Below are 21,365 nucleotides of genomic sequence, written 5' to 3'. Positions count from 1 at the left end.
TCCCCGGACCGCTCCCAGCCCGCCGTGGTATAGCGGGCCGAGGTCCAAGACCACCCGCTGAGCTGCACAAACATCAACTACAGCATGGACGGACAACGATGTCACTCAGCGTCTACCAGGGGTTCACGAAGAGACGTCGTCGCCGGCCGGGCGGGCACGCGCACCCGGGCACGGTGCGGCCGGGCTCCGTCGCGGGGTGACCGGAGCCGGGCAGGAGTCGCACTGTCTGTGTGGGCACCAGTTGACAACTGACGATGCCGTTGATCCTCGATCAAGTGACGGCGATCAAGCCAGCTCGACGAGCTCCAACAGGTCGTCGCTCCAGGCGTCCTCGTCGCCGTCGGGCAGCAGGATCGCCCGGTCCGGCTTGAGCGCCTGCACGGCACCGGCATCGTGCGTGACCAGCACGATCGCGCCCGGATAGTTGGCGATGGCGTCGAGCACCTGCTCGCGGCTGATCGGGTCGAGGTTGTTCGTCGGCTCGTCCAGCAGCAGCACGTTGGCGCCCGAGCAGACCAGCGTCGCGAGCGCGAGCCGGGTCTTCTCGCCGCCGGAGAGCACCCCGGCGGGCTTGTCGACGTCGTCACCGGAGAAGAGGAACGCGCCCAGGATCTTCCGCAGGTCGGTGTCCGTCTGGTCCGCCGCGGCGCTGCGCATGTGCTCGAGGATCGTGCGGTCCACGTCCAGGGTCTCGTGCTCCTGCGCGTAGTAGCCGAGCCGCAGCCCGTGCCCCGGACGCACCTCACCGGTGTCGGACTCCAACAGGCCGCCGAGGATCCGCAGCAACGTGGTCTTGCCGGCGCCGTTCAGGCCGAGGATGGCGACCCGCGAGCCGCGGTCCACCGCGACATCGACGTCGGCGAAGATCTCCAGCGAGCCGTACGACTTCGACAGCCCGTGCGCGGTGAGCGGCGTCTTGCCGCACGCCGCGGGGCTGGGGAAGCGCACCTTGGCGACCCGGTCGGAGGTCCGGACCTCCTCGAGGCCGCCGAGCAGCTTCTCCGCGCGGCGGGCCATGTTCTGCGCCGCGACGGTCTTGGTGGCCTTGGCCCGCATCTTGTCGGCCTGCGCCATCAGGGCGCCGGCCTTCTTCTCCGCGTTGGCGCGCTCGCGGCGGCGGCGGCGCTCGTCGGTCTCCCGCTGGTTGAGATAGGTCTTCCAGCCGACGTTGTACATGTCGACGACGGCGCGGTTCGCGTCCAGGTACCAGACCCGGTTGACCACGGCGTCGAGCAGCTCGACGTCGTGGCTGATCACGATGAGGCCGCCCTTGTGCTGGGCGATGTAGCCGCGCAGCCAGGTGATCGAGTCCTGGTCGAGGTGGTTGGTCGGCTCGTCGAGCAGCAGGATGCCCTTGCCGTTCTGGCCGGAGTTCTGGAACAGGATGCGGGCCAGCTCGATCCGGCGGCGCTGACCGCCGGAGAGCGTGCCGATCGTCTGTGCCAGCGCGCGGTCGGGCAGGCCCAAATTCGAGCAGATCCGGGCCGCCTCGGCCTCGGCCGCGTAGCCGCCGAGGCTGGCGAACTGGTCCTCGAGCTGGCCGTAGCGGCGGATGAGCTTCTCGTCGGAGCTCTCCTCGAGCTCGACCTCGAGCTTCTGCATCTCGGAGAGGAGCACGTCGAGACCCCGGGCCGAGAGCACCCGGTCGCGGGCCGTCACGTTCAGGTCACCGGTACGGGGGTCCTGCGGCAGGTAGCCGACCTCGCTGGTGCGGGCGACCTCCCCCGCGTACGGCTGGCCCTCGCCGGCAAGCACCTTGAGGGTGGTGGTCTTTCCGGCGCCGTTGCGGCCGACCAGGCCGATGCGGTCGCCCGGCTGGACCCGCAGCGTGGTCGGAGAGATCAGGATCCGGGAGCCCGCACGCAGTTCGAGTCCGGTGGCGGTAATCATGAGGAAGCGTCTCGCTCTCAGAGAAGAAGGCTGGCTCAGGCACACGGAAGCGCCGATCGGACCCAGACGTCCGGCCGGCGCGGGGCAGGTCAGCCTTCGCAGAGCAGCACCCGCCGATTGTACCGGGCGCCCGCCGCGACCTCCCAATCGATTAGCCGGCAGCGGTAGCGGGTAAACGGCGCACCACACGTGCCGGATGGGTCGAGCGAGGGTGAGATGGAACTCAACGAGAACGCCAGGATCGACACCAGCCAGATCGACGACCAGCGCTCCTCCGGCGGAGCCGGAGGCGGCATCGGCGGCCTGCCCATCGGCGGCGGCGGCCTCGCCGGCATCGTCGTGACGGTGCTGATCGCCCTGGTCGGCGGCTACTTCGGCGTCAACAACCTGACCGGGGACGGCGGCTCGGCACAGAACGGCGGCGACACCCAGCTGGCGCAGAAGTGCTCGCAGTCCGACGCCCGCGAGCAGCTCGACTGCCGCAACGTGCTCTTCGTGAACTCGATTCAGGATTACTGGGCCGACGCGCTACCGGCGAACTTCGGCGAGCCGTACCAGCCGGCCAAGACGGTCCTGTTCTCGAAGGCGGTCCGCACCGAGTGCGGCGCGGCCGACTCGGGTGTCGGACCGTTCTACTGCCCGGCCGACGACCGCGTCTACATCGACCTGACGTTCTACCGGGTCCTGGCGGAGCAGCTCGGCGCGCCGGGCGAGTTCGCGCAGCCGTACGTGCTGGCACACGAGTACGGCCACCACGTGCAGGACCTGCTGGGCACGGAGGCATCGATGCGCCGGGCGCAGCAGCGCGACCCGGGCAGCGCGAACGAGCTCTCGGTGAAGCTGGAGCTGCAGGCGGACTGCTACGCGGGAGCCTGGGCGAAGAACGCGACCGGCACGGACGACGGCTCGGGCCAGAAGATCATCAAGAGCATCAGCGAGCAGGACATCCAGGAGGGGCTGGACACCGCCGCCAAGATCGGTGACGACGCGCTCCAGCGCCGCGGCGGCGGCGGGGTCAACCCGGCGGAATTCACCCACGGCACCAGCGCACAGCGGCAGGAGTGGTTCACCAACGGCTACGAGTCGGGCTCGCCGAAGGACTGCGACACCTTCGCCGCCGGCGCGGTGAGCTGAAGATCACCGACGTACTGAATCGAAGATCACACCTTCACGGCGCGGGCCGGGGATCCCGGACCAGGATCTGGATCGTGCGGGCCTGCGCGGCCGCCTCCTCCAGGACCGTCCGGCGAGGCTCCGGCACGTCGAGGAAGCGCTCGACGCGCAGCGCCGCCAGCGGCTGCAGGTTCGGCGCGGCGAGGATCGACTCGACCGCCGTACGGTCGCCACCGGTGACAAGCGCGCTCAGGGTGCGTACCTCCGGAAGGAGCAGGCGGGCCGCGATGCCGGCGCCGTCCGCGGCGGCCGCCTTCGCCTGGTTGTCGCGGCGGCGCGCGAAGCGCTGCTGCGACCAGCCGCCGGCCGCGGTCCTGCCCTGCACGTAGTGGGTGTCGACCTTGGACACGATCAGCTTCGTGCCCTCGGCGACGCCGATCGCGACGGCACCCTTGCGGGCCAGCAACAGCCCGATCCGGCGGGCCACGTCCGCCTCGCGCCGCAGCGACGGAAGATCGTCGATCGGCGGCGCCCCCGGCGGCGGCACCAGCTCGGCGGTCGCGCCGTCGGCCGCGGTGAGCAGCAGTCCGGCCGCGGTCCACGGGCCGTGCCGGGCGGCGAAGTTCTCCAGCCAGCGCGGCAGCCGCTCCGGTGCGACATCCACCCACCGCCCGCCGCCGGCCGCCTGCCGCGCACTCATGCCGTGCCCGCCTTCCGCATGCGCTCCGGGCCCTCGCTCCGCTCGGTGCAGTCGCTCATGCCGAGCAGACCGGGCATGCGCTCCCGGCCCTCGCTCCGCTCGGTGCAGTCGCTCATGCCGAGCAGACCGGGCATGCGCTCCCGGCCCTCGCTCCGCTCGGTGCAGTCGCTCATGCCGTCACCCTATGATGCGATGATCCTCACATGACGCGACCGCTCGCCGACGAGCTGCTGGACCGGCTGGTGCGGGCGTTCACCGCGGCCCGCGACCCCGAGCGCGCCGAGCGGGCGGCGGCGTACATGCGGGACCAGTTCGCCTTCCTCGGCCTGTCGGCGCCGACGCAGCGGACGCTCGCCCGCGGCGTCCTGGCCGGCCTGCCCGCGCCGACCGAGGAGGAACTGCGCACGGTGGTCCTGGCCTGCTGGGATCTGGCGGAACGCGAGTACCAGTACTTCGCCTGCGACTGGCTGCGCCGGCACGTGGCGGTCCCGGGGCCGGAATTCCTGGCCACCGCGCGCACGCTGATCACGGTCAGGTCTTGGTGGGACACCGTCGACCCGTTGGCCACCCGGTTCGTGGGCGGGCTGGTGCGCCGGCATCCGCGGCTCAGCGCCGAGATGGACGCGTGGTCCGCCGAGGAGAACCTGTGGCTGGTCCGCACGGCGATCCTGCATCAGCTGAACTACGGTGCGGAGACGGACACGGACCGGCTCTTCGGCTACTGCACCCGGCAGGCGGGCCACCGCGACTTCTTCGTCCGCAAGGCGATCGGGTGGGCGCTGCGCCAGTACGCCCGCACCGACGCCGACGCGGTGCGCCACTACCTCGCCCGCCACGGCGACGCGCTGTCCCCACTCTCGGTGCGCGAGGCCTCGAAACATCTCTGACGCCGCCCGGGAGCGAAGCCCTCCGTGCCGCATGATCGATGCCCTGGGATGCTGACGCGGTGGAGAATTCTGCTTGGGCCGAGATCTCAGCGCTGGTGGCGGCGGCCCCGTATCCGGTAGAGGCGCTGCCGGCCGACCCTGAGCGGGCGGCAGCGTGCCTGACGGCCTTGGGCATCACGACAGGGTCATGGCTCGGCGCGGTGGTGGCCCGCAGCGGCGGACTGGTGATCGACCGTGGTTGGCTTCGGGTGCTCGGCGGCGGGCATGAAGGGCTCCCGGATGTCGCTGCCGCGATGGATGCCGATGGCGGTCGTCTGGTCGTCGCATTCGACGTGATGGGCGGGCAGTTCGTGTGGCTGCCGGCAGAGTCGGGCGCGGCGCCGACGGTGCACTACTTCGGCCCGGAGGACCTGGAGTGGCAGGATCTCGAGCTCGGGTACGGCGACTGGCTGCATGCGATGCTCACCGGCGCGGTGACCCGATTCTATGAGGGCTTGCGCTGGCCGGGGTGGGAGGCCGAGGTGGCCGGCGTCGCGTTGGATGAGGGGATCAACGCGTTGCCGCCGCCGTGGACCAGGGAGGGGAAGGACCTCTCCGCGGTGTCCCGAAGGCCGATCCGGCTTGCTGAACTCGTCTCGGTTCACCAGGAGTTCGCGCGTCAGCTCGGCCTCCTCTAGACAACTGCCTCCGCCTCGTCGACCGGATCCAGCGACAGGAAGTTGGGCAGGGGGAGCGGGTCAGGTCACGAGGCCGACGGCGAGCAGCGCGATGACCGCGCTGGAGACCAGGGCGGTCACCAGGCGCCCCCGCTCCCCCGTCAGCAGCCGCCCGACCAGGGAGCCGCCGCCGGCGACCAGCAGTTGCCAGCTCGCCGAGGCCAGGAACGCGCCCAGCACGAACCACACGCCGCCGCCCGCGCCGCCGCGGCCCAGCACCAGCGCCGCGAAATACACGACCGTCGCCGGGTTGAGCAGCGTCAGGCCGAGGACGCCGAGGTACGCCGCGCCGGGCGTGGTCGTGTCCGTCGAGGCCTCGCCGGTCCGTTTCCGCAGCGCCGACCGCGCCGTGTGCACCGCCAGGGCCACCAGCACGGCGGCCGCGGTCCAGCGCAGCGGCGTAGCGATCGGCGCGACCGATCCGGCCAGGGCCGCACCGCCCAGCACCGCAACCAGGGCGTACACGCCGTCCGCGGTGGCCGCGCCCAGCCCGGCGGCCGCGCCGACGCGCAGCGAGGTGCGGGCGGTCAGGCCGGCGATCAGGACGGCGATCGCGCCGACGGGCACGGCGACGCCGTAGCCGGCGACCACGCCGGCCAGGAACGCCCCGCTCACGGCGCGGGTGGGTGTACCGCCGGGCCGACGGCGACACGCTGCTGTCGCGCGGCCCGGACGGGCTCGGCGGCGGGCAGGTGCGCGGGCAGGCTCGGCTTTGTCACGCCGCCATGATGACCGCCTCGATCCGTTGAAGGCCACCGGTTTTCGCCGCTAGGGTTTCGACCGTGACCGTCGTCGATGAACTGATCGTGATCCGGCACGGGCAGAGCGCGGCGAACGTCGCCTTTCCGCTGGCCGACGAGAAGGGCCTGCTCGAGTCGGGGCTCACCGGCCGGGACGCCGACGTGGCGCTGACCGACCTCGGCGTCGAGCAGGCCCGGGCCGTCGGGCGCTGGCTGGCCGCGCTCCCCGCCGAGCGGGTGCCCGAGGTGGCGGTCGTCTCGCCGTACCTGCGGGCGCGGGAGACCTGGCGGATCGCCGCCGAGGCGTCCGGCCTCGGCCTCCCGGCGCCGACCGCCGACGAGCGGCTCGTCGACCGGCTGCTGGGCGACCTGGAGATGCTGACCCGGGCCGCGATCCTGGCCCGCTTCCCCGACGAGCCGGCCCGCTGGCGGGAGCAGGCGAACGAATACACCTACCGGCCGCCCGGCGGCGAGGACTTCGCCGACATCGCCGCGCGGCTCACCCTGTTTCTCGAGGACGTGAACGCCCGGCACGCCGGCGCACGGGTCGTGGTGGTCGCACACGACTCCGTCGTGCTGATGATGCGGTGCGTCATCGAAAGGCTGGACTGGGCCGCGCTGGACGCCGTCGTCGCCGAGGCCGGCCGGGTGCTGAACGCCTCGATCACCCGCTTCGACGGCTCCTCCGGGCGGCTGGTGCTGGACCGGTACAACTCGGTCGAGCACCTGCCGGCCGATTCCTGATCAGCGGGTGTCCGTCCAGGCCTGGAAACGCTCGGCGACCTCGCGGTCGCCGTCGATCTCGATGCGGTCCAGCGGGATGCGGGTGTAGAGGACGAGCACCAGGTCGCCGGCCGAACCACGCAGCGTCGCGACGGGTTCGTCACCCGCCGCCGGGCCGGGCCGCGCGCCGCCGGGCGTCAGGTCGATCGTCCACGTCGGACCCTCGGTCGCCGACAGCGCGACGCGGGCCGAGCGGTGCGGCCAGGCGCCGAGCGAGCCCAGGGTCACCACCAGGAGCTCGTCGACGATGTCGACGGCGACGTCCGCCGGGATCGGCTCGGGCTTGCCGACGGTCTCCTGCGCGTCGTAGGCGTGCACGGCCGCCTCCTGCACCTGGTGGCGCGCCACCGCGCCGGAGGTCATCGGCGCGTCGGAGGCACCCCACCACGTCCAGCAGTCCCGGTCCGGGCCGGCCGCGCGCAGCGACTCGAGCAGCAGGCGGGTCGACTCGGCCGACCAGGCCAGCAGATCGCCGGCCGGCCTCGGGTCGACGACGGCCGAACCGGGCGGCGGACCGGCGGCGGGACCGGCGGTGACCCCGGCCGCCCAGAACCGTTGCACCCGGCCGAGATGGGCGACCAGGTCGCGCAGGGACCAGTCGGGGCAGCCCGGCACCCGGGCCTCCAGGTCGTGCGCCGCGGCGACCGCCGAGCGCAGGGCGGCGGACCGCTCGGCGATGAGGTCGAGCGACTCGGGGAACGGCGGAATCTGAGTCATCCACGTTGTCTACCACCGGGGGGTGACAAAGTCCGTCAATGCGATTCGCGGCTCACGACGCCGCCGCTCGAACCGACGAGGAAGTCCAGGTCGGCGCCGGTGTCGGCGCCGAGGACGGTGTCCACATAGAGCTTCTGCCAGCCCCGGAGCGGGCGGGCCAGCGCCGCGCGCAGCGCCGCCGACGGCTCGCGGGCCGCGAACTCCTCCTCCGGAACGTCCACCGTGATGCTCCGGCTCTCGACGTCCAGGGTGATCCAGTCGCCGTCCCGTACCCGGTCGAGCGGTCCCCCGGCGGCGGCCTCCGGCGCGACGTGCAGCACGACGGTGCCGTACGCCGTACCACTCATCCGGCCGTCGCAGACCCGGACCATGTCGCGCACGCCCTGCCGTAGCAGCCTGGTGGGCAGCGGCATGTTCGCCACCTCGGGCATGCCGGGGTAGCCGCGCGGCCCGCAACCGCGCAGCACCAGCACCGAGTCGGCGTCGACCTCGAGCTCCGGCGCGTCGATGCGGGCGTTGAAATCCTCGACGGAGTCGAAGACCACGGCCCGGCCGCGGTGCCGCAGCAGGTGCGGGCTGGCCGCCGCGGGTTTGATGATCGCGCCGTTGGGCGCGAGGTTGCCGTGTAGCACGGCGATGCCGGCGTTGAACTGCACCGGTGATCCCCGGGGGCGGATGACGTCGGGGTCCCAGATCTGCGCCTCGGCGAGCGACTCGACGAAGGGCCGCCCGGTCACGTCGATCGCGTCGGAGTCGAGCAGGTCGGTGACTTCCCGCAGCACCGCCGCCAGGCCGCCGGCCCGGTGGAGGTCCTCCATCAGGTACTTCCCGGCCGGCTGGAGGTCGACCAGCAGCGGCACCTCGGCGGCGATCCGGTCGAAGTCGGCGAGGGTCAGCGGCACGCCGAGCCGGCCCGCGATCGCCAGCAGGTGCACGACCGCGTTGGTGGAGCCGCCGAGCGCGGCCAGCGCGACGATCGCGTTGTGGAACGAGCCGGCGGTGAGCACCCGGCTGGGCCGCCGGTCCGCGGCGACCATCGCCACGATCAGCCGGCCGGTCTCGTGCGAGCGGGCCAGCAGGCGGCTGTCCGGCGCCGGCGTGCCGGCCGTGCCCGGCAGGACCGTGCCGAGCGCCTCGGCGAGCAGCCCCATCGTGGACGCGGTGCCCATGGTGTTGCAGTGCCCGCGGCTGCGGATCATCGAGGACTCGGAGTCGAGGAACGCGGCCTCGCTGAGCGTTCCGGCGCGTACCTCCTCGGACAGGCGCCACACGTCGGTGCCGCAGCCCAGCGGCGTGCCGCGGAACGTGCCGGTGAGCATGGGCCCGCCCGGCACCACGACGGCCGGCAGGTCGACCGAGGCCGCGGCCATGAGCAGCGACGGGATGGTCTTGTCGCAGCCGCCGAGCAGCACGACGCCGTCGATCGGGTTGGCGCGCAGCATCTCCTCGGTCGCCATCGCGGCCATGTTGCGCCACAGCATCGCGGTCGGGCGCACCTGGGTCTCGCCGATCGAGACGACCGGCAGGTTCAGCGGTACGCCGCCGGCCTCCCAGACGCCGCGAGCGACGTGCTCGGATATCTCGTCGAGGTGGCTGTTGCACGGGGTCAGGTCGGAGGCGGTGTTGGCGATCGCGATCTGCGGGCGGCCCTCGAACGCCGAGTTCGGCGCTCCCCGGCGCATCCAGGCGCGATGGATGTAGGCGTTGCGGTCCGATCCGGCGTACCACTCGGCGCTGCGCAGCTCAGGCATCAATCTTCCAATAATCGGAACGCTAGTGTCCTATCTGGAATATCCGGTACGGTACGCCGGTGGCCCCGGAAATCGCACCCCCCTTGGTCGGTACGGATCGTGTCCTCGCGGTCCTGACCGAGTTGGCGCGGCACGCCGGCGGCGTCTCGCTCGAGGAGATGACCCGCGCGGTGGCCAGCCCCAAGCCCACCGTCCACCGTGCGCTGGCGGCGCTGTGCCGGTTCGGCTTCGCCGGCCGCGACGGGCGCGGGCGCTACGTGCTCGGCGACGAGTTCCTGCGGCTGGCGTTCGCGCACCACGAGGCCCGCCCCGACCACCTGCGCATCGCGCCCGTGCTGACCGAGCTGGCCGGGCGCTACGGCGAGACCGCGCACTACGCCGTCCTCGACGGCGACACCGTCGTATACCGGGCCAAGGTCGACCCGCCGTCCGGCGCGCTGCGCCTGACCTCCACGGTCGGCGGCCGTAATCCGGTGCACAGCACGGCGGTCGGCAAGCTCCTCCTGGCGTACGCGCTGAGCGACGACGCCGCGGTCGCCGACTGGATCGGCGGACGCGCCCTGGCCTCCCGCACCCCGCGCACCCTGACCACCGCCGCCGAGCTGGCCGCCGCGCTGCGGGAGATCCGGATCGCCGGGTACGCGGTGGACGACCAGGAGAACGAGCCCGGCATCGTGTGCCTCGCCGTGCCGGTGTTCATGGCGTCGCCCACCCGCCCGAGCGGCGCGGTCAGCGTCTCGGCGCCCGCCTCCCGCACCCCGCTGACCACCCTGATCGCCCAGGTCCCGGCGATCCGAGCGACCGTGGAGGCCCGATGAGGTACACCGCCGCCGTCGCCGGCGAGGAGACCTTCACCCTCGGTGAGGGCCCCGTCTGGGACGGCCCGCGGGAGCGGCTACTCTGGGTCGACGTCCCCGCCGGCGCGGTGCACGAGGGCCGCCTCGACGGCGACCGGGTGATCGTCACCGCCACGCACCACCTGGACCGCACGGTCGGCGCGGTGGTCTGCTCCGCGGCCGGCGAGCTGCTCGTCGCCGGTGAGAAGACCGTGTTCACCGCGCCGCGCGGAGCCACCGGCGCGCGGATCATCGCCGAGGGATCCCCGCCCCGGCGGCTCAACGACGGCGCCTGTGATCCGGCCGGGCGGTTCCTGGTCGGCTCGCTCACGCTGGACCGCACCCGGGGCGGCGAGACGCTCGTCCGCCTCGAGCGCGACGGCAGCCTGACCACGCTCGACGACGACCTGACCCTCTCCAACGGGCTCGCCTGGAGCCCGGACGGCACGCTGTTCTACAGCATCGACAGCGTCCCCGGCATCGTCTGGGTCCGCACGTACGACGTGGCAACGGGCGCCGTCGGCCCGAGGCGGGAGTGGCTGCGGATCGACGACGGCGTGCCCGACGGGATGTGCGCCGACGCCGACGGTCACCTGTGGATCGCGGTCTGGGGTGCCGGCGAGGTGCGCCGGTACACCCCCGACGGGCGGCCCACCGGGGCCGTCGTCGAGGTGGCCGCCCCGCACACCAGCAGCGTCGCGTTCGTCGGGCCCGGGCTCGACCGGATGCTCATCACCACGGCGACGGACGAGCTGGACGCGGAGCGCCTGGCCGCGTACTCGATGTCGGGTCGTCTCTTCATCGCCGAGGCCGGCGTGACCGGCCTGCCGGTGGCCCCCTGGGCCGGACCTGCACCTGGAGAACCATGAAGCTGATGCGGATCGGGGAGGCCGGCGCCGAGCGGGCCGTCGTCCGGGTCGACGGCGACGGATACGTCGACGTCTCGGACCTGGGCGGGAGGTTCTTCGCCGCGCCGGAGGAGTTCCGGGAGGCCGTCGACGCCCGGATCGCCGCCGGCCGGGTCGAGCGGTTCGCCGGGGAGCGCATCGGCGCGCCCATCCCCCGCCCGCACCAGATCCTCTGCATCGGCCTCAACTACCGCGACCACGCCGCCGAGACCGGCCAGGCGGTGCCTGACGAGCCGATCCTGTTCACCAAGTCGCCCAACACGCTGGTCGGCCCGAACGACGACGTCCGGCAGCCGCGCGGCTCGACGAAGCTGGACTGGGAGGTCGAGCTCGGCATCGTGATCGGCCGCCGGGCGTCCTACCTGGACGATCACGACGCCGCGCGCGCCGCGATCGCCGGCTGGATGGTGTGCAACGACATCAGCGAGCGCGCGTTCCAGATCGAGCGCGGCGGGCAATGGTCGAAGGGCAAGTCGGCCGAGACGTTCAACCCCGCCGGGCCGTGGCTGGTCACGCCGGACGAGATCCCGGACGTGTCGGCGCTGGGCATGTGGCTCGACGTCAACGGCGTACGCCGGCAGACCGGCAACACCGCGACAATGGTCTTCGACCCGTACGAGATCGTGCGGTACCTGAGCTGGTTCATGGTGCTGGAGCCCGGCGACCTGATCAACACCGGCACCCCGCCGGGCGTCGCCATGGGCCTCGACCCGCCCGCCTGGCTGCGGCCGGGCGACGTCATGGAGCTGGGCATCGACGGGCTGGGCAGCCAGCGCCAGACCGTGGTCGCCGCCCGCTGATGCGCGCCTTCGTGATCACCGGCCCGGGCCGGGCCGAGGTGCTCGACGTGCCGCCGCCCGAGGCACGCCCCGGCGAGGTCGTGGTCGACGTGGAGCGGGCCGGGGTCTGCGGCACGGACATGGAGTTCTTCAGCGGCGCGATGTCCTACCTGCACACCGGCCAGGCGCGGTACCCGATGCGGATCGGGCACGAGTGGTCCGGGACGGTCGCCGCCGTCGGCGCCGGGGTCGACCGGGCCTGGATCGGGCGCCGGGTCACCGGCGACACCATGCTGGGCTGCGGCCGCTGCCACCGGTGCACGGGCGGGCGGCAGCACGTCTGCGCCGACCGGTACGAGATCGGCATCCGCAACGGCCGGCCCGGCGCGCTCGCCGAGCAGCTGCCCGTACCCGTCAAGGCCCTGCAGGTCCTGCCCGACTCGGTGGATCCGGCGCTCGGCGCCCTGGTCGAACCCGCCGGCAACGCGCTACGCGCGGTCAACGCGGCCGCGCTGCCGCCCGGCGGGCGGCTGCTCGTGCTGGGGCCGGGCACGATCGGCCTGCTCGCCGCCCAGATCGCCGCCGCACACGGCGCCGACGTGCATCTGCTCGGGCGCGGCGCCGCGGCGCTGGAGTTCGCCGCCTCGATCGGCTTCACCCGGACCTGGACCGCCGAGACCCTGCCGGACCTGCCCTGGGACGCGGTCATCGACGCCTCTAACGGGGCCGCGCTGCCGGCCCTGGCCGCCGACCTTGTCGAACCGGGCCGCCGGGTGGTCTACGTCGGGCTGGCGAGCGAGCCCAGCCCGGTCGACTCCCGGACCCTGGTGCTCAAGGACGTCACGGCCGTCGGGGTGCTCAGCGCGTCGGGCGGCCTCGCCGGGACGGTCGAGCTGTTCGCCGCCGGCCTGGTCGACCCGCGCCCGCTGATCGCCGCCACCGTCGGCCTGGACGAGGTCGGCGCGGTGCTGGCGGGCGAGCGCCGCCCGTCCTGGGGTCCCGGACCGAAGATCCACGTCCGCCCGTCCGACGAAGGGTGCGTGTCATGACTGACCTCGCAGGACTCACCGCGATCGTCACCGGCGGCGCGAGCGGGATCGGCGCCGCGACCGTGGCCCTGCTCCGCGAGCGCGGCGCCCGGGTGGCCGGCCTCGACCTCGCCGAACACGACAGCGACCTCTGCGTGGTCTGCGACGTCGGCGACGCCGCGTCCGTCGAGGCCGCGGTCGCCGTGGTCGCCGACCGGTTCGGCCGCCTCGACATCCTGGTCAACAACGCCGGTATCGGCGCGACCGGCGACGTCACCGCGAACGGCGACGACGAGTGGCACCGCGTGCTGAACATCAACGTGGTCGGCATCGCGCGGATGTCCCGCGCCGCCCTGCCGCTGCTGCTCGCCTCGCCCAGCGCCGCGATCGTCAACACCTGCTCGGTGGTCGCCGCGGTCGGCGTGCCGCAGCGCGCCCTGTACGCGGCCAGCAAGGGTGCGGTGGCCGCCCTCACCCTGGCGATGGCCGCCGACCACGTCCGCCAGGGCGTACGGGTCAACGCCGTCCTGCCCGGCACCGCCGACACCCCGTGGGTCGAGCGGCTGCTGGCAGCCGCGGACGACCCCGCGGCCACCGGCGCCGCGCTGCGTGCCCGCCAGCCGATCGGCCGGCTGGTCAGCGCGGCCGAGGCCGCGCAGGCGATCGCCTACCTGGCGAGTCCCCTCGCCGGCTCGACGACGGGCACGCTGCTCGCGGTCGACGGCGGCATGGCCACCCTGCGCCTGCCGCAATGAGAGAAGGCCGGGGCCGTCTCAGACGTTGAAGCCCAGCGACCGGAGCTGGTCGCGGCCGTCATCGGTGATCTTGTCGGGGCCCCACGGCGGCAGCCACACCCAGTTGATCCGGAAGTCCTTGACCAGGCCGCCGCCCGGGCCTGTGGTCAGGGCCTGGCGGGTCTGGTCCTCGATCACGTCAGTCAGCGGGCAGGCCGCCGACGTCAGCGTCATGTCCAGCGTCACCACGTTGTCGTCGTCGATGTGCGCGTCGTACACCAGGCCGAGGTCGACTACGTTGATACCCAGCTCGGGGTCGACGACGTCCTTCATCGCCTCCTCGACCTCCGCGACGGTCGCCTTCGAGACGGCGGCGCCGCCGTCGGCCTTCGCCGCCTCGCCGGACTCCGATGCGTCGTCCGCGGCGACCGGGGCCGGCGCGCCCTCCGGCACGGCCGTCTCGGCCGTCTCCGGGGCGATCTCTTCCACAGTCCTGTCGGTCATGCTGTTTCCTCCTGGGACATGGTGGCCTCTCGGCCCTCGCCGCCACGGGCCGTCATGCCGAAACCTCCGGGCCCACGCCGACACCCGCGCGGGCCGCGGCGTCCTTGAACGCCATCCACGGCAGCAGCGCGCACTTGACCCGGGCCGGGTAGCGCGCCACGCCGGCGAACGCCACGCCGTCGCCGAGCACTTCCTCGTCGGGCTCGATCGCGCCGCGGCTCTGCAGGAGCGCCACGAAGGCCTCGTGCACCTGGCTCGCCTCGTCCGCGGTGACGCCCTGCAACAGCTCGTGCAGCACGGACGCCGACGCCTGGCTGATCGAGCAGCCGACGCCGTCGTACGAGATGTCCGAGAAGGTGGAGCCGTCGACGGCGACCCGGAAGGTCACCTCGTCACCGCAGGTGGGGTTGACGTGGTGGGCCTCGCCGGCGAACGGGGCGCGCAGGCCCTTGCCGTGCGGGTGCTTGTAGTGGTCCAGGATGATGTCCTGGTAGAGCTGATCGACCATCAGGCGAACACCTTCCGAACCTGCTCCAGACCGCGGGCCAGGGCGTCGATCTCGTCGGTCGTCGTGTAGAGGTAGAAGGAGGCCCTGGTCATCGCCGGGACCCCGAACCGCGCGCACACCGGGCGCGCGCAGTGGTGCCCCACCCTCACCTCAACGCCGAGATCGTCGAGAATCTGCCCGACGTCGTGCGGGTGTACCCCTTCGACCTCGAACGAAACCGTGCCGCCGCGGCCGTCCGGCGTGGCCGGGCCGAAGACGCGCAAGCCGGGGATGTCCGCGAGGGCCTTCAACGCGTACGCCGTGATCTCCTGCTCGTGCCGGTGGACGTTCTCCATGCCGAGCGCCGTCAGGTAGTCCACCGCCGCACCGAGGCCGATGGCCTCGGTGATCGGCGGGGTGCCGCCCTCGAAGCGGGCCGGCGGCGGCGCGAACGTGGTGCCGGCCATCGTCACGGTCTCGATCGTCGACCCGCCGGACAGGAACGGCGGCATGGCCTCGAGCAGTTCGTACCTGCCCCAGAGCACGCCGATGCCGGTCGGGCCGAGCATCTTGTGCCCGGTGAACGCGATGAAGTCGGCGCCGAGCTCGGCGACGTCGACCGGCAGGTGCGGCACCGACTGCGAGCAGTCCAGCAGCACCTTCGCGCCGACCTCGCGCGCCCGGGCGACGATCCGCGACGGGTCGTTGATCGTGCCCAGGATGTTGGACATGTGCACGATCGAGACGATCCTGGTGCGCTCGTTGACCAGTTCCCCGAGGTTCGACTCGTCGAGCCGGCCCTCGTCGGTGACGCCGAACCAGCGCAGGGTCGCACCCGTGCGCTGACACAGCTGCTGCCACGGCACCAGGTTGGAGTGGTGCTCCATCTCCGAGACCACGATCTCGTCACCCGGGCCCAGCGAGAGCAGCTGGGCCGAGGTGTACGCGACCAGGTTGATCGCCTCGGTGGAGTTCTTGGTGAACACCACCTCGTCGGGCGAGGCCGCCCCGATGAAGGCGGCGACCTTCGCGCGGGCGGCCTCGTAGGCCGTCGTCGACTCGGTGCCCAGCGTGTGCACGGAGCGGGACACGTTGCCGTTGTGCCGCTCCTGATGCGTACGCATGGCGTCGAGCACCTGGCGCGGCTTCTGCGAGGTGTTCGCGCTGTCGAGGTAGACCAGCGGATGCCCGTTGACCTCCCGGTCGAGGATCGGGAAGTCGGCTCGCACCAGGCGCACGTCGAACGTCATGATCGGTTCCTCGATCCTCAGGCGTGCGCGGAGGTCACGTAACGCTCGTAACCCTCGGCCTCGAGCTGCTCGGCGAGCTCGGGACCGCCCTCCTTGACGATCTTGCCGGCGACGAAGACGTGCACGAAGTCCGGCTTGATGTAGCGCAGGATGCGGGTGTAGTGCGTGATCAGCAGCAGGCCGGCCTCGCCGGACGCCCGCACCCGGTTGACACCCTCGCTGACGATGCGCAGCGCGTCGATGTCGAGGCCGGAGTCGGTCTCGTCGAGGATCGCCATCTTCGGCTTGAGCAGCTCGAGCTGCATGATCTCGTGCCGCTTCTTCTCGCCGCCGGAGAAGCCCTCGTTGACGTTGCGCTGGGCGAACGCCGGGTCCATCTGCAGCTTCTCCATGGCGCCGCGCAGCTCGCCGGCCCAGGTGCGCAGCTTCGGCGCCTCGCCGTCGATCGCGGTCTTCGCGGTGCGCAGGAAGTTCGCCACCGACACGCCGGGCACCTCGACCGGGTACTGCATCGCCAGGAAGAGGCCGGCGCGGGCGCGCTCGTCGACGGTCATCGCGAGGACGTCCTGGCCGTCGAGGGTCACCGTGCCGCCGGTGATCTCGTACTTCGGGTGGCCCGCGATGGAGTAGGCCAGGGTCGACTTGCCGGAGCCGTTCGGGCCCATGATGGCGTGCGTCTCGCCCGACTTCACGGTCAGGTCGACGCCGGCGAGGATCGGCTTCAGGTCGCCCTCGGGCAACTTGACCGACACCTGCAGGTCGTGGATCTCGAGGGTGCTCACGGCATTACTCCATTGCTCGGTGTCGTAGAGACGTAGATCTCGCCGTCGCGGATCTCGACGGGAAAGGTTGCCACCGGCTCGGTGGCGGGAGGGCCGGAGGGTTCACCGGTACGCACGTCGAAGCGGGAGCCGTGCAGCCAGCACTCGAGGGTGCAGCCGTCGACCTCCCCCTCGGAGAGTGCGATCGACGCGTGGCTGCACTCGTCGCGTACGGCGTAGAACCGGTCGTCGTCGGCGTGCACGATCGCGATGTCGACGCCGTCGACGCTGGCGGTCGCCACGCTGCCCTTCACGACGTCGTCGGCCCGGCCCACGAGCTCGAAACTCATGACCCTGCCTTCGCCAGCCTGGCCTCGAGGGCGTCGCCAAGGCGCTCGCGCATCTCCTCGACCGGGATCTTGTTGATCAGCTCGGCGAAGAAGCCGCGGACGACGAGCTTGCGGGCCGAGGCCTCGGGGATGCCCCGGGCCATCAGGTAGAACAGCTGCTCGTCGTCGAAGCGGCCGGTGGCGCTGGCGTGCCCCGCGCTGACGACCTCGCCGGTCTCGATCTCCAGGTTGGGTACCGAGTCCGCGCGGGCGCCCTCGGTGAGCAGCAGGTTCCGGTTGATCTCGTAGGTCTCCGTGCCGGTCGCGGCAGCGCGGATGACCACGTCGCCGACCCAGACGGTGTGCGCCGACCGGCCCTGCAGCGCGCCGCGGTAGCCGACGTAGCTGCGGCAGTCCGGCACGCCGTGGTCGACCAGCTGACGGTGCTCGATGTGCTGGCCGGCGTCGGCGAAGTACAGACCCCAGAGCTCGGCCTGGCCGCCCCGGCCCGCGTACTCGACGCTGGTGAACTGGCGTACCAGGCTGCCGCCCAGGGAGACCTGGACGTGATCGACGCGGGCGTCGCGGCCGACCCGGAACTTGACGTGCTGTGCCTGCACCGCGTCGGCGTCCCACTCGGTGAGCGTGACGAAGGTGAGCTGGGCGCTGTCGCCGAGCACGACTTCAATGTTGTCGGCCAGGGTGGCAGCACCGACCTGCTCCAGGACGACCGTGACTTTGGCGAAGTTGCCGACCCTGACGTAGGTGCGGGCCGCGGCGGCGGCGCCGCCCTGGCCCACGACCTTGATGACGACCGGTTCGGCCTCCACCGTCTCGGCGGCGACGTCGATCAGGGTCACCGACGCCGCCGAGCCGAACGCGAGCGCGCTGACGCGGTCGAACGGCGTCAGCACCGCTTCGACCTTGCCGGCGTCGACCTGGGTGACGGACACCCCGGCGGGCAGGTCGCCGGCCTCGACGGCCGGCGCAGCGCCGGTGAGCGTGCTCGCGGTGATCAGCTCACCGAGCCGCTTGATCGGGGTGAAGCGCCACTCCTCCTCCAGGCCGTTGAGGGCCGGGAAGTCGGCGACGTCGAAGGAACGCAGCACCTGCGACTTGGTGCTCGGCGGTGCCATGGCCTCGGTAGTCATCTCATCCTTGCTCTGGTGATCCGGTGCTTTCGGGGGCGGGGGTGGCGGCGGTCAGCCGACAGCACCCTCCATCTGCAGCTCGATCAGACGGTTCAGCTCGAGGGCGTACTCCATCGGGAGCTCCTTGGCGATCGGCTCGATGAAGCCGCGCACGATCATCGCCATGGCCTCGTCCTCGGTCAGGCCCCGGCTCATCAGGTAGAAGAGCTGGTCGTCACTGATCTTGGAAACCGTCGCCTCGTGGCCCATCGACACGTCGTCCTCGCGGATGTCGACGTACGGGTAGGTGTCCGAGCGGGAGATGGTGTCGACCAGGAGCGCGTCACACTTGACGGTGCTGGCGCTGTGGTGCGAGCCCTCCATGACCTGCACCAGACCCCGGTACGAGGTGCGGCCGCCGCCCCGGGCGATCGACTTGCTGATGATCGTCGAGGAGGTGTGCGGCGCGGCGTGCACCATCTTGGCGCCGGCGTCCTGGTGCTGGCCCTCGCCGGCCATCGCGACCGAGAGCACCTCGCCCTTGGCGTGCGCGCCGGTCATGTAGACGGCCGGGTACTTCATCGTCACCTTTGAGCCGATGTTGCCGTCGACCCACTCCATGGTCGCGCCCTCTTCGCAGGTGGCGCGCTTGGTGACCAGGTTGTAGACGTTGTTCGACCAGTTCTGGATGGTCGTGTACCGGCAGCGGGCGTTCTTCTTGACGATGATCTCGACGACCGCGCTGTGCAGCGAGTCCGAGGAGTAGATGGGCGCGGTGCAGCCCTCGACGTAGTGCACGTAGGCACCCTCGTCGACGATGATCAGCGTCCGCTCGAACTGGCCCATGTTCTCGGTGTTGATCCGGAAGTAGGCCTGCAGCGGGATGTCGACGTGCACGCCCTTCGGCACGTAGATGAACGAGCCGCCGGACCACACCGAGGTGTTCAGCGCGGCGAACTTGTTGTCGCCGACCGGGATGACAGTGCCGAAGTACTCCTTGAAGACGTCCTCGTGCTCGCGCAGGGCCGTGTCGGTGTCGAGGAAGAGAACACCCTGCTCCTCGAGGTCCTCACGGATCTTGTGGTAGACGACCTCGGACTCGTACTGCGCCGCGACGCCGGACACGAGGCGCTGCTTCTCCGCCTCCGGGATGCCGAGCTTGTCGTACGTGTTCTTGATGTCGGCCGGGAGGTCGTCCCAGGTGGCCGCCTGCTTCTCGGTCGAGCGCACGAAGTACTTGATGTTCTGGAAGTCGATGCCGGTGAGGTCGGCGCCCCAGTTCGGCATGGGCTTGCGGTCGAAGAGGCGCAGGCCCTTGAGCCGCAGGTCGAGCATCCACTGCGGCTCGCTCTTGAGCGCCGAGATGTTGCGCACCACGGCCTCGGACAGGCCGCGCTGGGCGGTGGCCCCGGCGGTGTCGGCGTCTGCCCAGCCGTACTCGTACTTCCCCAGGGCGGCGAGGTGCTCTTCCTGGGTCACGACGGGCTGGACGATCTGCTCGGTCATCTATCTGTCCTCACAGTGGTGGCGGTCGTATCGGTTACGCGCGGCGGGCGGGGATGTGCGTGGTGCACACCCCGTCGCCGTGCGCGATGGTGGCGAGACGCTGCACGTGTGTGCCGATGAGCCGCGAGATGACCGCGGTCTCGGCGTCGCACAGCTGGGGAAACTCGGCGGCCACGTGCGCCACCGGGCAGTGGTGCTGGCACAGCTGCCCGCCGGACGCGATCGCGGTCGAACTGGCAGCGTAACCCTCGGCGGTCAGGGCCTTGGCAAGTGCCTCCGCCCTGGCGATGGGAGCGTCGCCGGCCTCGGCGAGCGCCGCTCGGCAGCGCTCCTCCAGGGCCGCGACCTGAGCGGTGGCGAAGGCGCTGACCGCCTCGGGGCCACCGTGCTCGGCGATCCACCGCAGGGCCGCGGTGGCGATGCCGTCGTAGAAGTGCGGGAAGCCCTCCCGGGCCTCGGCGGTGAGCACGAACGCCTTGGCGGGCCGGCCCCGGCCGCGCGGGCCGTGGTGCCGGCTCTCGCGGACCTCGACCAGCCGCTCGGCCAGCATGGCGTCGAGATGCTTGCGGATGGCGGCGGGGCTGAGCCCGAGCTGGGCGCCGAGCTCGGCCGCGGTCGCGGCGCCGCTCTCGAAGAGCAGCTGGGCCACCCGGTCCCGGGTGCGGCCGTCCGCGGTCCTGCCCTCGACCGGCCGGTTCTCGGCGGTGGGTAGGCGGAAGCCCACGGCCATGCCGGCCGGCGCACTGAGCTCCCGTGTTTTCACTACGCCAACGTTACGTATTTCATCGGCGCCCTGCAAACGGCGGGCCCGGTGATCCATGACACCGGCCCGCACGGGCACCCGAAATCAAGATCAAAATCGGGCGTACCATTCCCGGCGTGAGCAAACGCACCCTCCTGCGCCCGTTGGCCCTAGCATCCCTGATCGCCAACATCGGCCTGGTCGTCACGGGTGCGGCGGTCCGGCTGACCAGCTCCGGGCTCGGCTGCCCGACCTGGCCCAGGTGCACGGACGCGTCGTACACGACGACGGCGGAGATGGGCGTGCGCGGCGTCATCGAGTTCGGCAACCGCCTGCTCGGCATCGCGCTCGGCCTGATCGCGCTGGCCTGCTTCATCGCGGCCCTGCTCGAGCGGCCGCGGCGCCGATCGCTGGTCCTGCTGTCGCTCGCGGTGGGCCTCGGCATCCCGGGCCAGGGCGTGATCGGCGGCATCACGGTCCTGACGGACCTGAACCCGTGGGTGGTCGGGCTCCACTTCCTGCTCTCGATGACGCTGATCGCCCTCGCATACGCGCTCTGGAAACGCACCGCCGAGGGCGACGGCCCCCCGCGCCGCCTGGTGCCGGCGCCGCTGGTGGCGCTGGCCCGCCTGACGGCGCTGGCGAGCGCCGCGGTGATCGTGGTCGGCGTGATCGTGACGGGCAGCGGCCCGCACGCGGGCGACGAGAAGGCCAAGCGCAACGGCCTCGATCCGGAACTGATCTCCCAGGTCCACGCCGACCTGGTCTTCCTGCTGATCGGCCTGTCGGTGGCGCTCTGGTTCGCGCTGCGCGCGGTGCGGGCGCCGGGCCCGGCCGTCCGGGCGGCGGGCATCCTGGTCTTGATCGAGCTGGGCCAGGGGCTGATCGGCTTCGTCCAGTACTTCACCCACCTGCCGGTCCTGCTGGTCGGCGCGCACATCCTGGGCGCCTGCCTGGTCTGGCTGGGCACGCTCAGCGTGCTGTGGAGCCTGCGCGAGCGGCCCGCCGCCACCCCGGCCCCGCCGGCGGCGCCGATCGCCGAGACCGCCGAGCCGGTGGCCGCGCCCGTCGCCT

The 21,365-nt window shown here is 72.0% G+C and carries 23 protein-coding genes and 1 pseudogene; 10 read left to right on the top strand and 14 right to left on the bottom strand.

The features are described 5' to 3' along the window. Window positions 1–285: 285 nt before the first annotated feature. The gene (locus tag AB0B58_RS06600; RefSeq protein ID WP_360218548.1) at window positions 286–1,890 is read right to left on the bottom strand and encodes an ABC-F family ATP-binding cassette domain-containing protein; all 1,605 of its coding nucleotides are present in this window, start codon (window positions 1,888–1,890) and stop codon (window positions 286–288) included. A gap of 216 nt (window positions 1,891–2,106) precedes the next feature. Here AB0B58_RS06600 and AB0B58_RS06595 point away from each other — a divergent pair, with 216 nt between their 5' ends. Beyond that, window positions 2,107–3,024 carry a neutral zinc metallopeptidase gene (locus AB0B58_RS06595; RefSeq protein WP_360218545.1) on the top strand — a complete coding sequence of 306 codons (918 nt, stop codon included), beginning with the start codon at window positions 2,107–2,109 and terminating at the stop codon, window positions 3,022–3,024. Window positions 3,025–3,058: 34 nt separating this feature from the next. Here AB0B58_RS06595 and AB0B58_RS06590 read toward each other — a convergent pair whose 3' ends face one another. Together AB0B58_RS06590 and AB0B58_RS06585 are read right to left on the bottom strand one after the other, a co-directional pair. Next, window positions 3,059–3,703, bottom strand: a complete 645-nt coding sequence (locus tag AB0B58_RS06590) for an acVLRF1 family peptidyl-tRNA hydrolase (RefSeq protein WP_360218542.1) — start codon at window positions 3,701–3,703, stop codon at window positions 3,059–3,061. After that, the gene (locus tag AB0B58_RS06585) at window positions 3,700–3,876 is read right to left on the bottom strand and encodes a hypothetical protein (RefSeq protein ID WP_360218539.1); all 177 of its coding nucleotides are present in this window, start codon (window positions 3,874–3,876) and stop codon (window positions 3,700–3,702) included. Before AB0B58_RS06585 ends, AB0B58_RS06590 begins: the two co-directional genes overlap by 4 nt. A 30-nt stretch (window positions 3,877–3,906) precedes the next feature. Between AB0B58_RS06585 and AB0B58_RS06580 the strand changes: the two genes are divergently transcribed. Then, on the top strand, window positions 3,907–4,590 hold the full coding sequence (locus tag AB0B58_RS06580) for a DNA alkylation repair protein (protein WP_360218536.1): 684 nt from the start codon (window positions 3,907–3,909) through the stop codon (window positions 4,588–4,590). 59 nt (window positions 4,591–4,649) lie between these two features. Beyond that, entirely contained in the window at window positions 4,650–5,267 is a 618-nt protein-coding gene (locus AB0B58_RS06575) for a DUF2625 family protein (protein WP_360218533.1), read from the top strand. Between the two features lie 60 nt (window positions 5,268–5,327). On the opposite strand, the gene AB0B58_RS06570 is transcribed toward AB0B58_RS06575, so the two are convergent. After that, window positions 5,328–5,921, bottom strand: a complete 594-nt coding sequence (locus tag AB0B58_RS06570) for a LysE family transporter (protein WP_360218530.1) — start codon at window positions 5,919–5,921, stop codon at window positions 5,328–5,330. A gap of 167 nt (window positions 5,922–6,088) precedes the next feature. Between AB0B58_RS06570 and AB0B58_RS06565 the strand changes: the two genes are divergently transcribed. Continuing rightward, on the top strand, window positions 6,089–6,790 hold the full coding sequence (locus AB0B58_RS06565) for a histidine phosphatase family protein (protein ID WP_360218527.1): 702 nt from the start codon (window positions 6,089–6,091) through the stop codon (window positions 6,788–6,790). On the opposite strand, the gene AB0B58_RS06560 is transcribed toward AB0B58_RS06565, so the two are convergent. Together AB0B58_RS06560 and AB0B58_RS06555 are read right to left on the bottom strand one after the other, a co-directional pair. Continuing rightward, window positions 6,791–7,546 carry a maleylpyruvate isomerase family mycothiol-dependent enzyme gene (locus AB0B58_RS06560; protein ID WP_360218524.1) on the bottom strand — a complete coding sequence of 252 codons (756 nt, stop codon included), beginning with the start codon at window positions 7,544–7,546 and terminating at the stop codon, window positions 6,791–6,793. A gap of 35 nt (window positions 7,547–7,581) precedes the next feature. Then, complete coding sequence (locus AB0B58_RS06555; RefSeq protein ID WP_360218521.1) at window positions 7,582–9,297, bottom strand: IlvD/Edd family dehydratase; 1,716 nt, start codon at window positions 9,295–9,297, stop codon at window positions 7,582–7,584. 59 nt (window positions 9,298–9,356) lie between these two features. On the opposite strand from AB0B58_RS06555, the gene AB0B58_RS06550 reads away from it, so the two are divergent. From AB0B58_RS06550 to AB0B58_RS06530, 5 genes are read left to right on the top strand one after another with little or no spacing between them, the layout of a single operon-like run. Beyond that, window positions 9,357–10,115 (top strand): IclR family transcriptional regulator, encoded by a 759-nt coding sequence (locus AB0B58_RS06550; protein WP_360218518.1) that lies wholly within the window; start codon window positions 9,357–9,359, stop codon window positions 10,113–10,115. Continuing rightward, window positions 10,112–11,002: an SMP-30/gluconolactonase/LRE family protein gene (locus tag AB0B58_RS06545; RefSeq protein ID WP_360218515.1), complete on the top strand. Its 891-nt coding sequence runs from the start codon at window positions 10,112–10,114 to the stop codon at window positions 11,000–11,002. Before AB0B58_RS06550 ends, AB0B58_RS06545 begins: the two co-directional genes overlap by 4 nt. Next, window positions 10,999–11,841 (top strand): fumarylacetoacetate hydrolase family protein, encoded by an 843-nt coding sequence (locus tag AB0B58_RS06540; RefSeq protein WP_360218512.1) that lies wholly within the window; start codon window positions 10,999–11,001, stop codon window positions 11,839–11,841. The genes AB0B58_RS06545 and AB0B58_RS06540 overlap by 4 nt, the downstream gene beginning before the upstream one ends. Continuing rightward, window positions 11,841–12,869 carry an alcohol dehydrogenase catalytic domain-containing protein gene (locus AB0B58_RS06535; RefSeq protein WP_360218509.1) on the top strand — a complete coding sequence of 343 codons (1,029 nt, stop codon included), beginning with the start codon at window positions 11,841–11,843 and terminating at the stop codon, window positions 12,867–12,869. The genes AB0B58_RS06540 and AB0B58_RS06535 overlap by 1 nt, the downstream gene beginning before the upstream one ends. Further along, window positions 12,866–13,603 (top strand): SDR family oxidoreductase, encoded by a 738-nt coding sequence (locus AB0B58_RS06530; RefSeq protein ID WP_360218506.1) that lies wholly within the window; start codon window positions 12,866–12,868, stop codon window positions 13,601–13,603. Before AB0B58_RS06535 ends, AB0B58_RS06530 begins: the two co-directional genes overlap by 4 nt. Window positions 13,604–13,621: 18 nt before the next feature. On the opposite strand, the gene AB0B58_RS06525 is transcribed toward AB0B58_RS06530, so the two are convergent. From AB0B58_RS06525 to AB0B58_RS06490, 8 genes and pseudogenes are all read right to left on the bottom strand, one after another. Continuing rightward, window positions 13,622–14,086 carry a metal-sulfur cluster assembly factor gene (locus AB0B58_RS06525; RefSeq protein WP_360218503.1) on the bottom strand — a complete coding sequence of 155 codons (465 nt, stop codon included), beginning with the start codon at window positions 14,084–14,086 and terminating at the stop codon, window positions 13,622–13,624. A gap of 52 nt (window positions 14,087–14,138) precedes the next feature. Then, window positions 14,139–14,597 (bottom strand): Fe-S cluster assembly sulfur transfer protein SufU, encoded by a 459-nt coding sequence (sufU, locus tag AB0B58_RS06520; protein ID WP_360218743.1) that lies wholly within the window; start codon window positions 14,595–14,597, stop codon window positions 14,139–14,141. Further along, entirely contained in the window at window positions 14,594–15,823 is a 1,230-nt protein-coding gene (locus AB0B58_RS06515; RefSeq protein ID WP_360218500.1) for a cysteine desulfurase, read from the bottom strand. The genes sufU and AB0B58_RS06515 overlap by 4 nt, the downstream gene beginning before the upstream one ends. A gap of 17 nt (window positions 15,824–15,840) precedes the next feature. Next, window positions 15,841–16,605, bottom strand: coding sequence for a Fe-S cluster assembly ATPase SufC (gene sufC / locus AB0B58_RS06510; protein ID WP_360218497.1), 765 nt, complete (start codon window positions 16,603–16,605; stop codon window positions 15,841–15,843). Then, window positions 16,602–16,934 (bottom strand): non-heme iron oxygenase ferredoxin subunit, encoded by a 333-nt coding sequence (locus AB0B58_RS06505; RefSeq protein WP_360218494.1) that lies wholly within the window; start codon window positions 16,932–16,934, stop codon window positions 16,602–16,604. The genes sufC and AB0B58_RS06505 overlap by 4 nt, the downstream gene beginning before the upstream one ends. Continuing rightward, complete coding sequence (sufD, locus tag AB0B58_RS06500) at window positions 16,931–18,064, bottom strand: Fe-S cluster assembly protein SufD (RefSeq protein ID WP_360218491.1); 1,134 nt, start codon at window positions 18,062–18,064, stop codon at window positions 16,931–16,933. Before sufD ends, AB0B58_RS06505 begins: the two co-directional genes overlap by 4 nt. Window positions 18,065–18,115: 51 nt before the next feature. Further along, window positions 18,116–19,549, bottom strand: coding sequence for a Fe-S cluster assembly protein SufB (gene sufB / locus AB0B58_RS06495; RefSeq protein ID WP_360218488.1), 1,434 nt, complete (start codon window positions 19,547–19,549; stop codon window positions 18,116–18,118). Next, window positions 19,546–20,279 (bottom strand): annotated as a pseudogene (locus tag AB0B58_RS06490) (transcriptional regulator). Before AB0B58_RS06490 ends, sufB begins: the two are co-directional and overlap by 4 nt. Before the next feature lie 149 nt (window positions 20,280–20,428). Between AB0B58_RS06490 and AB0B58_RS06485 the strand changes: the two are divergent. Continuing rightward, window positions 20,429–21,365, top strand: a 937-nt coding sequence (locus tag AB0B58_RS06485; protein WP_360218485.1) for a COX15/CtaA family protein, incomplete at its 3' end; no start/stop codon positions are given.

Source organism: Actinoplanes sp. NPDC049118 (genome assembly GCF_040648555.1).
In the GTDB taxonomy this organism is placed as follows: domain Bacteria; phylum Actinomycetota; class Actinomycetes; order Mycobacteriales; family Micromonosporaceae; genus Actinoplanes.
The sequence above is the reverse complement of the archived record's forward strand: the minus strand, read 5'-3'. Positions and strand labels throughout refer to the sequence as shown.

What these genes read in the sequence shown, in the direction of transcription:
- AB0B58_RS06600 (WP_360218548.1), bottom strand. Translation starts at nt 1,890, where the DNA reads ATGATTACCGCCACCGGACTCGAACTGCGTGCGGGCTCCCGGATCCTG.
- AB0B58_RS06595 (WP_360218545.1), top strand. Translation starts at nt 2,107, where the DNA reads ATGGAACTCAACGAGAACGCCAGGATCGACACCAGCCAGATCGACGAC.
- AB0B58_RS06590 (WP_360218542.1), bottom strand. Translation starts at nt 3,703, where the DNA reads ATGAGTGCGCGGCAGGCGGCCGGCGGCGGGCGGTGGGTGGATGTCGCA.
- AB0B58_RS06585 (WP_360218539.1), bottom strand. Translation starts at nt 3,876, where the DNA reads ATGAGCGACTGCACCGAGCGGAGCGAGGGCCGGGAGCGCATGCCCGGT.
- AB0B58_RS06580 (WP_360218536.1), top strand. Translation starts at nt 3,907, where the DNA reads ATGACGCGACCGCTCGCCGACGAGCTGCTGGACCGGCTGGTGCGGGCG.
- AB0B58_RS06560 (WP_360218524.1), bottom strand. Translation starts at nt 7,546, where the DNA reads ATGACTCAGATTCCGCCGTTCCCCGAGTCGCTCGACCTCATCGCCGAG.
- AB0B58_RS06555 (WP_360218521.1), bottom strand. Translation starts at nt 9,297, where the DNA reads ATGCCTGAGCTGCGCAGCGCCGAGTGGTACGCCGGATCGGACCGCAAC.
- AB0B58_RS06545 (WP_360218515.1), top strand. Translation starts at nt 10,112, where the DNA reads ATGAGGTACACCGCCGCCGTCGCCGGCGAGGAGACCTTCACCCTCGGT.
- AB0B58_RS06540 (WP_360218512.1), top strand. Translation starts at nt 10,999, where the DNA reads ATGAAGCTGATGCGGATCGGGGAGGCCGGCGCCGAGCGGGCCGTCGTC.
- AB0B58_RS06535 (WP_360218509.1), top strand. Translation starts at nt 11,841, where the DNA reads ATGCGCGCCTTCGTGATCACCGGCCCGGGCCGGGCCGAGGTGCTCGAC.
- AB0B58_RS06530 (WP_360218506.1), top strand. Translation starts at nt 12,866, where the DNA reads ATGACTGACCTCGCAGGACTCACCGCGATCGTCACCGGCGGCGCGAGC.
- AB0B58_RS06525 (WP_360218503.1), bottom strand. Translation starts at nt 14,086, where the DNA reads ATGACCGACAGGACTGTGGAAGAGATCGCCCCGGAGACGGCCGAGACG.
- AB0B58_RS06515 (WP_360218500.1), bottom strand. Translation starts at nt 15,823, where the DNA reads ATGACGTTCGACGTGCGCCTGGTGCGAGCCGACTTCCCGATCCTCGAC.
- AB0B58_RS06505 (WP_360218494.1), bottom strand. Translation starts at nt 16,934, where the DNA reads ATGAGTTTCGAGCTCGTGGGCCGGGCCGACGACGTCGTGAAGGGCAGC.
- sufD (WP_360218491.1), bottom strand. Translation starts at nt 18,064, where the DNA reads ATGACTACCGAGGCCATGGCACCGCCGAGCACCAAGTCGCAGGTGCTG.
- sufB (WP_360218488.1), bottom strand. Translation starts at nt 19,549, where the DNA reads ATGACCGAGCAGATCGTCCAGCCCGTCGTGACCCAGGAAGAGCACCTC.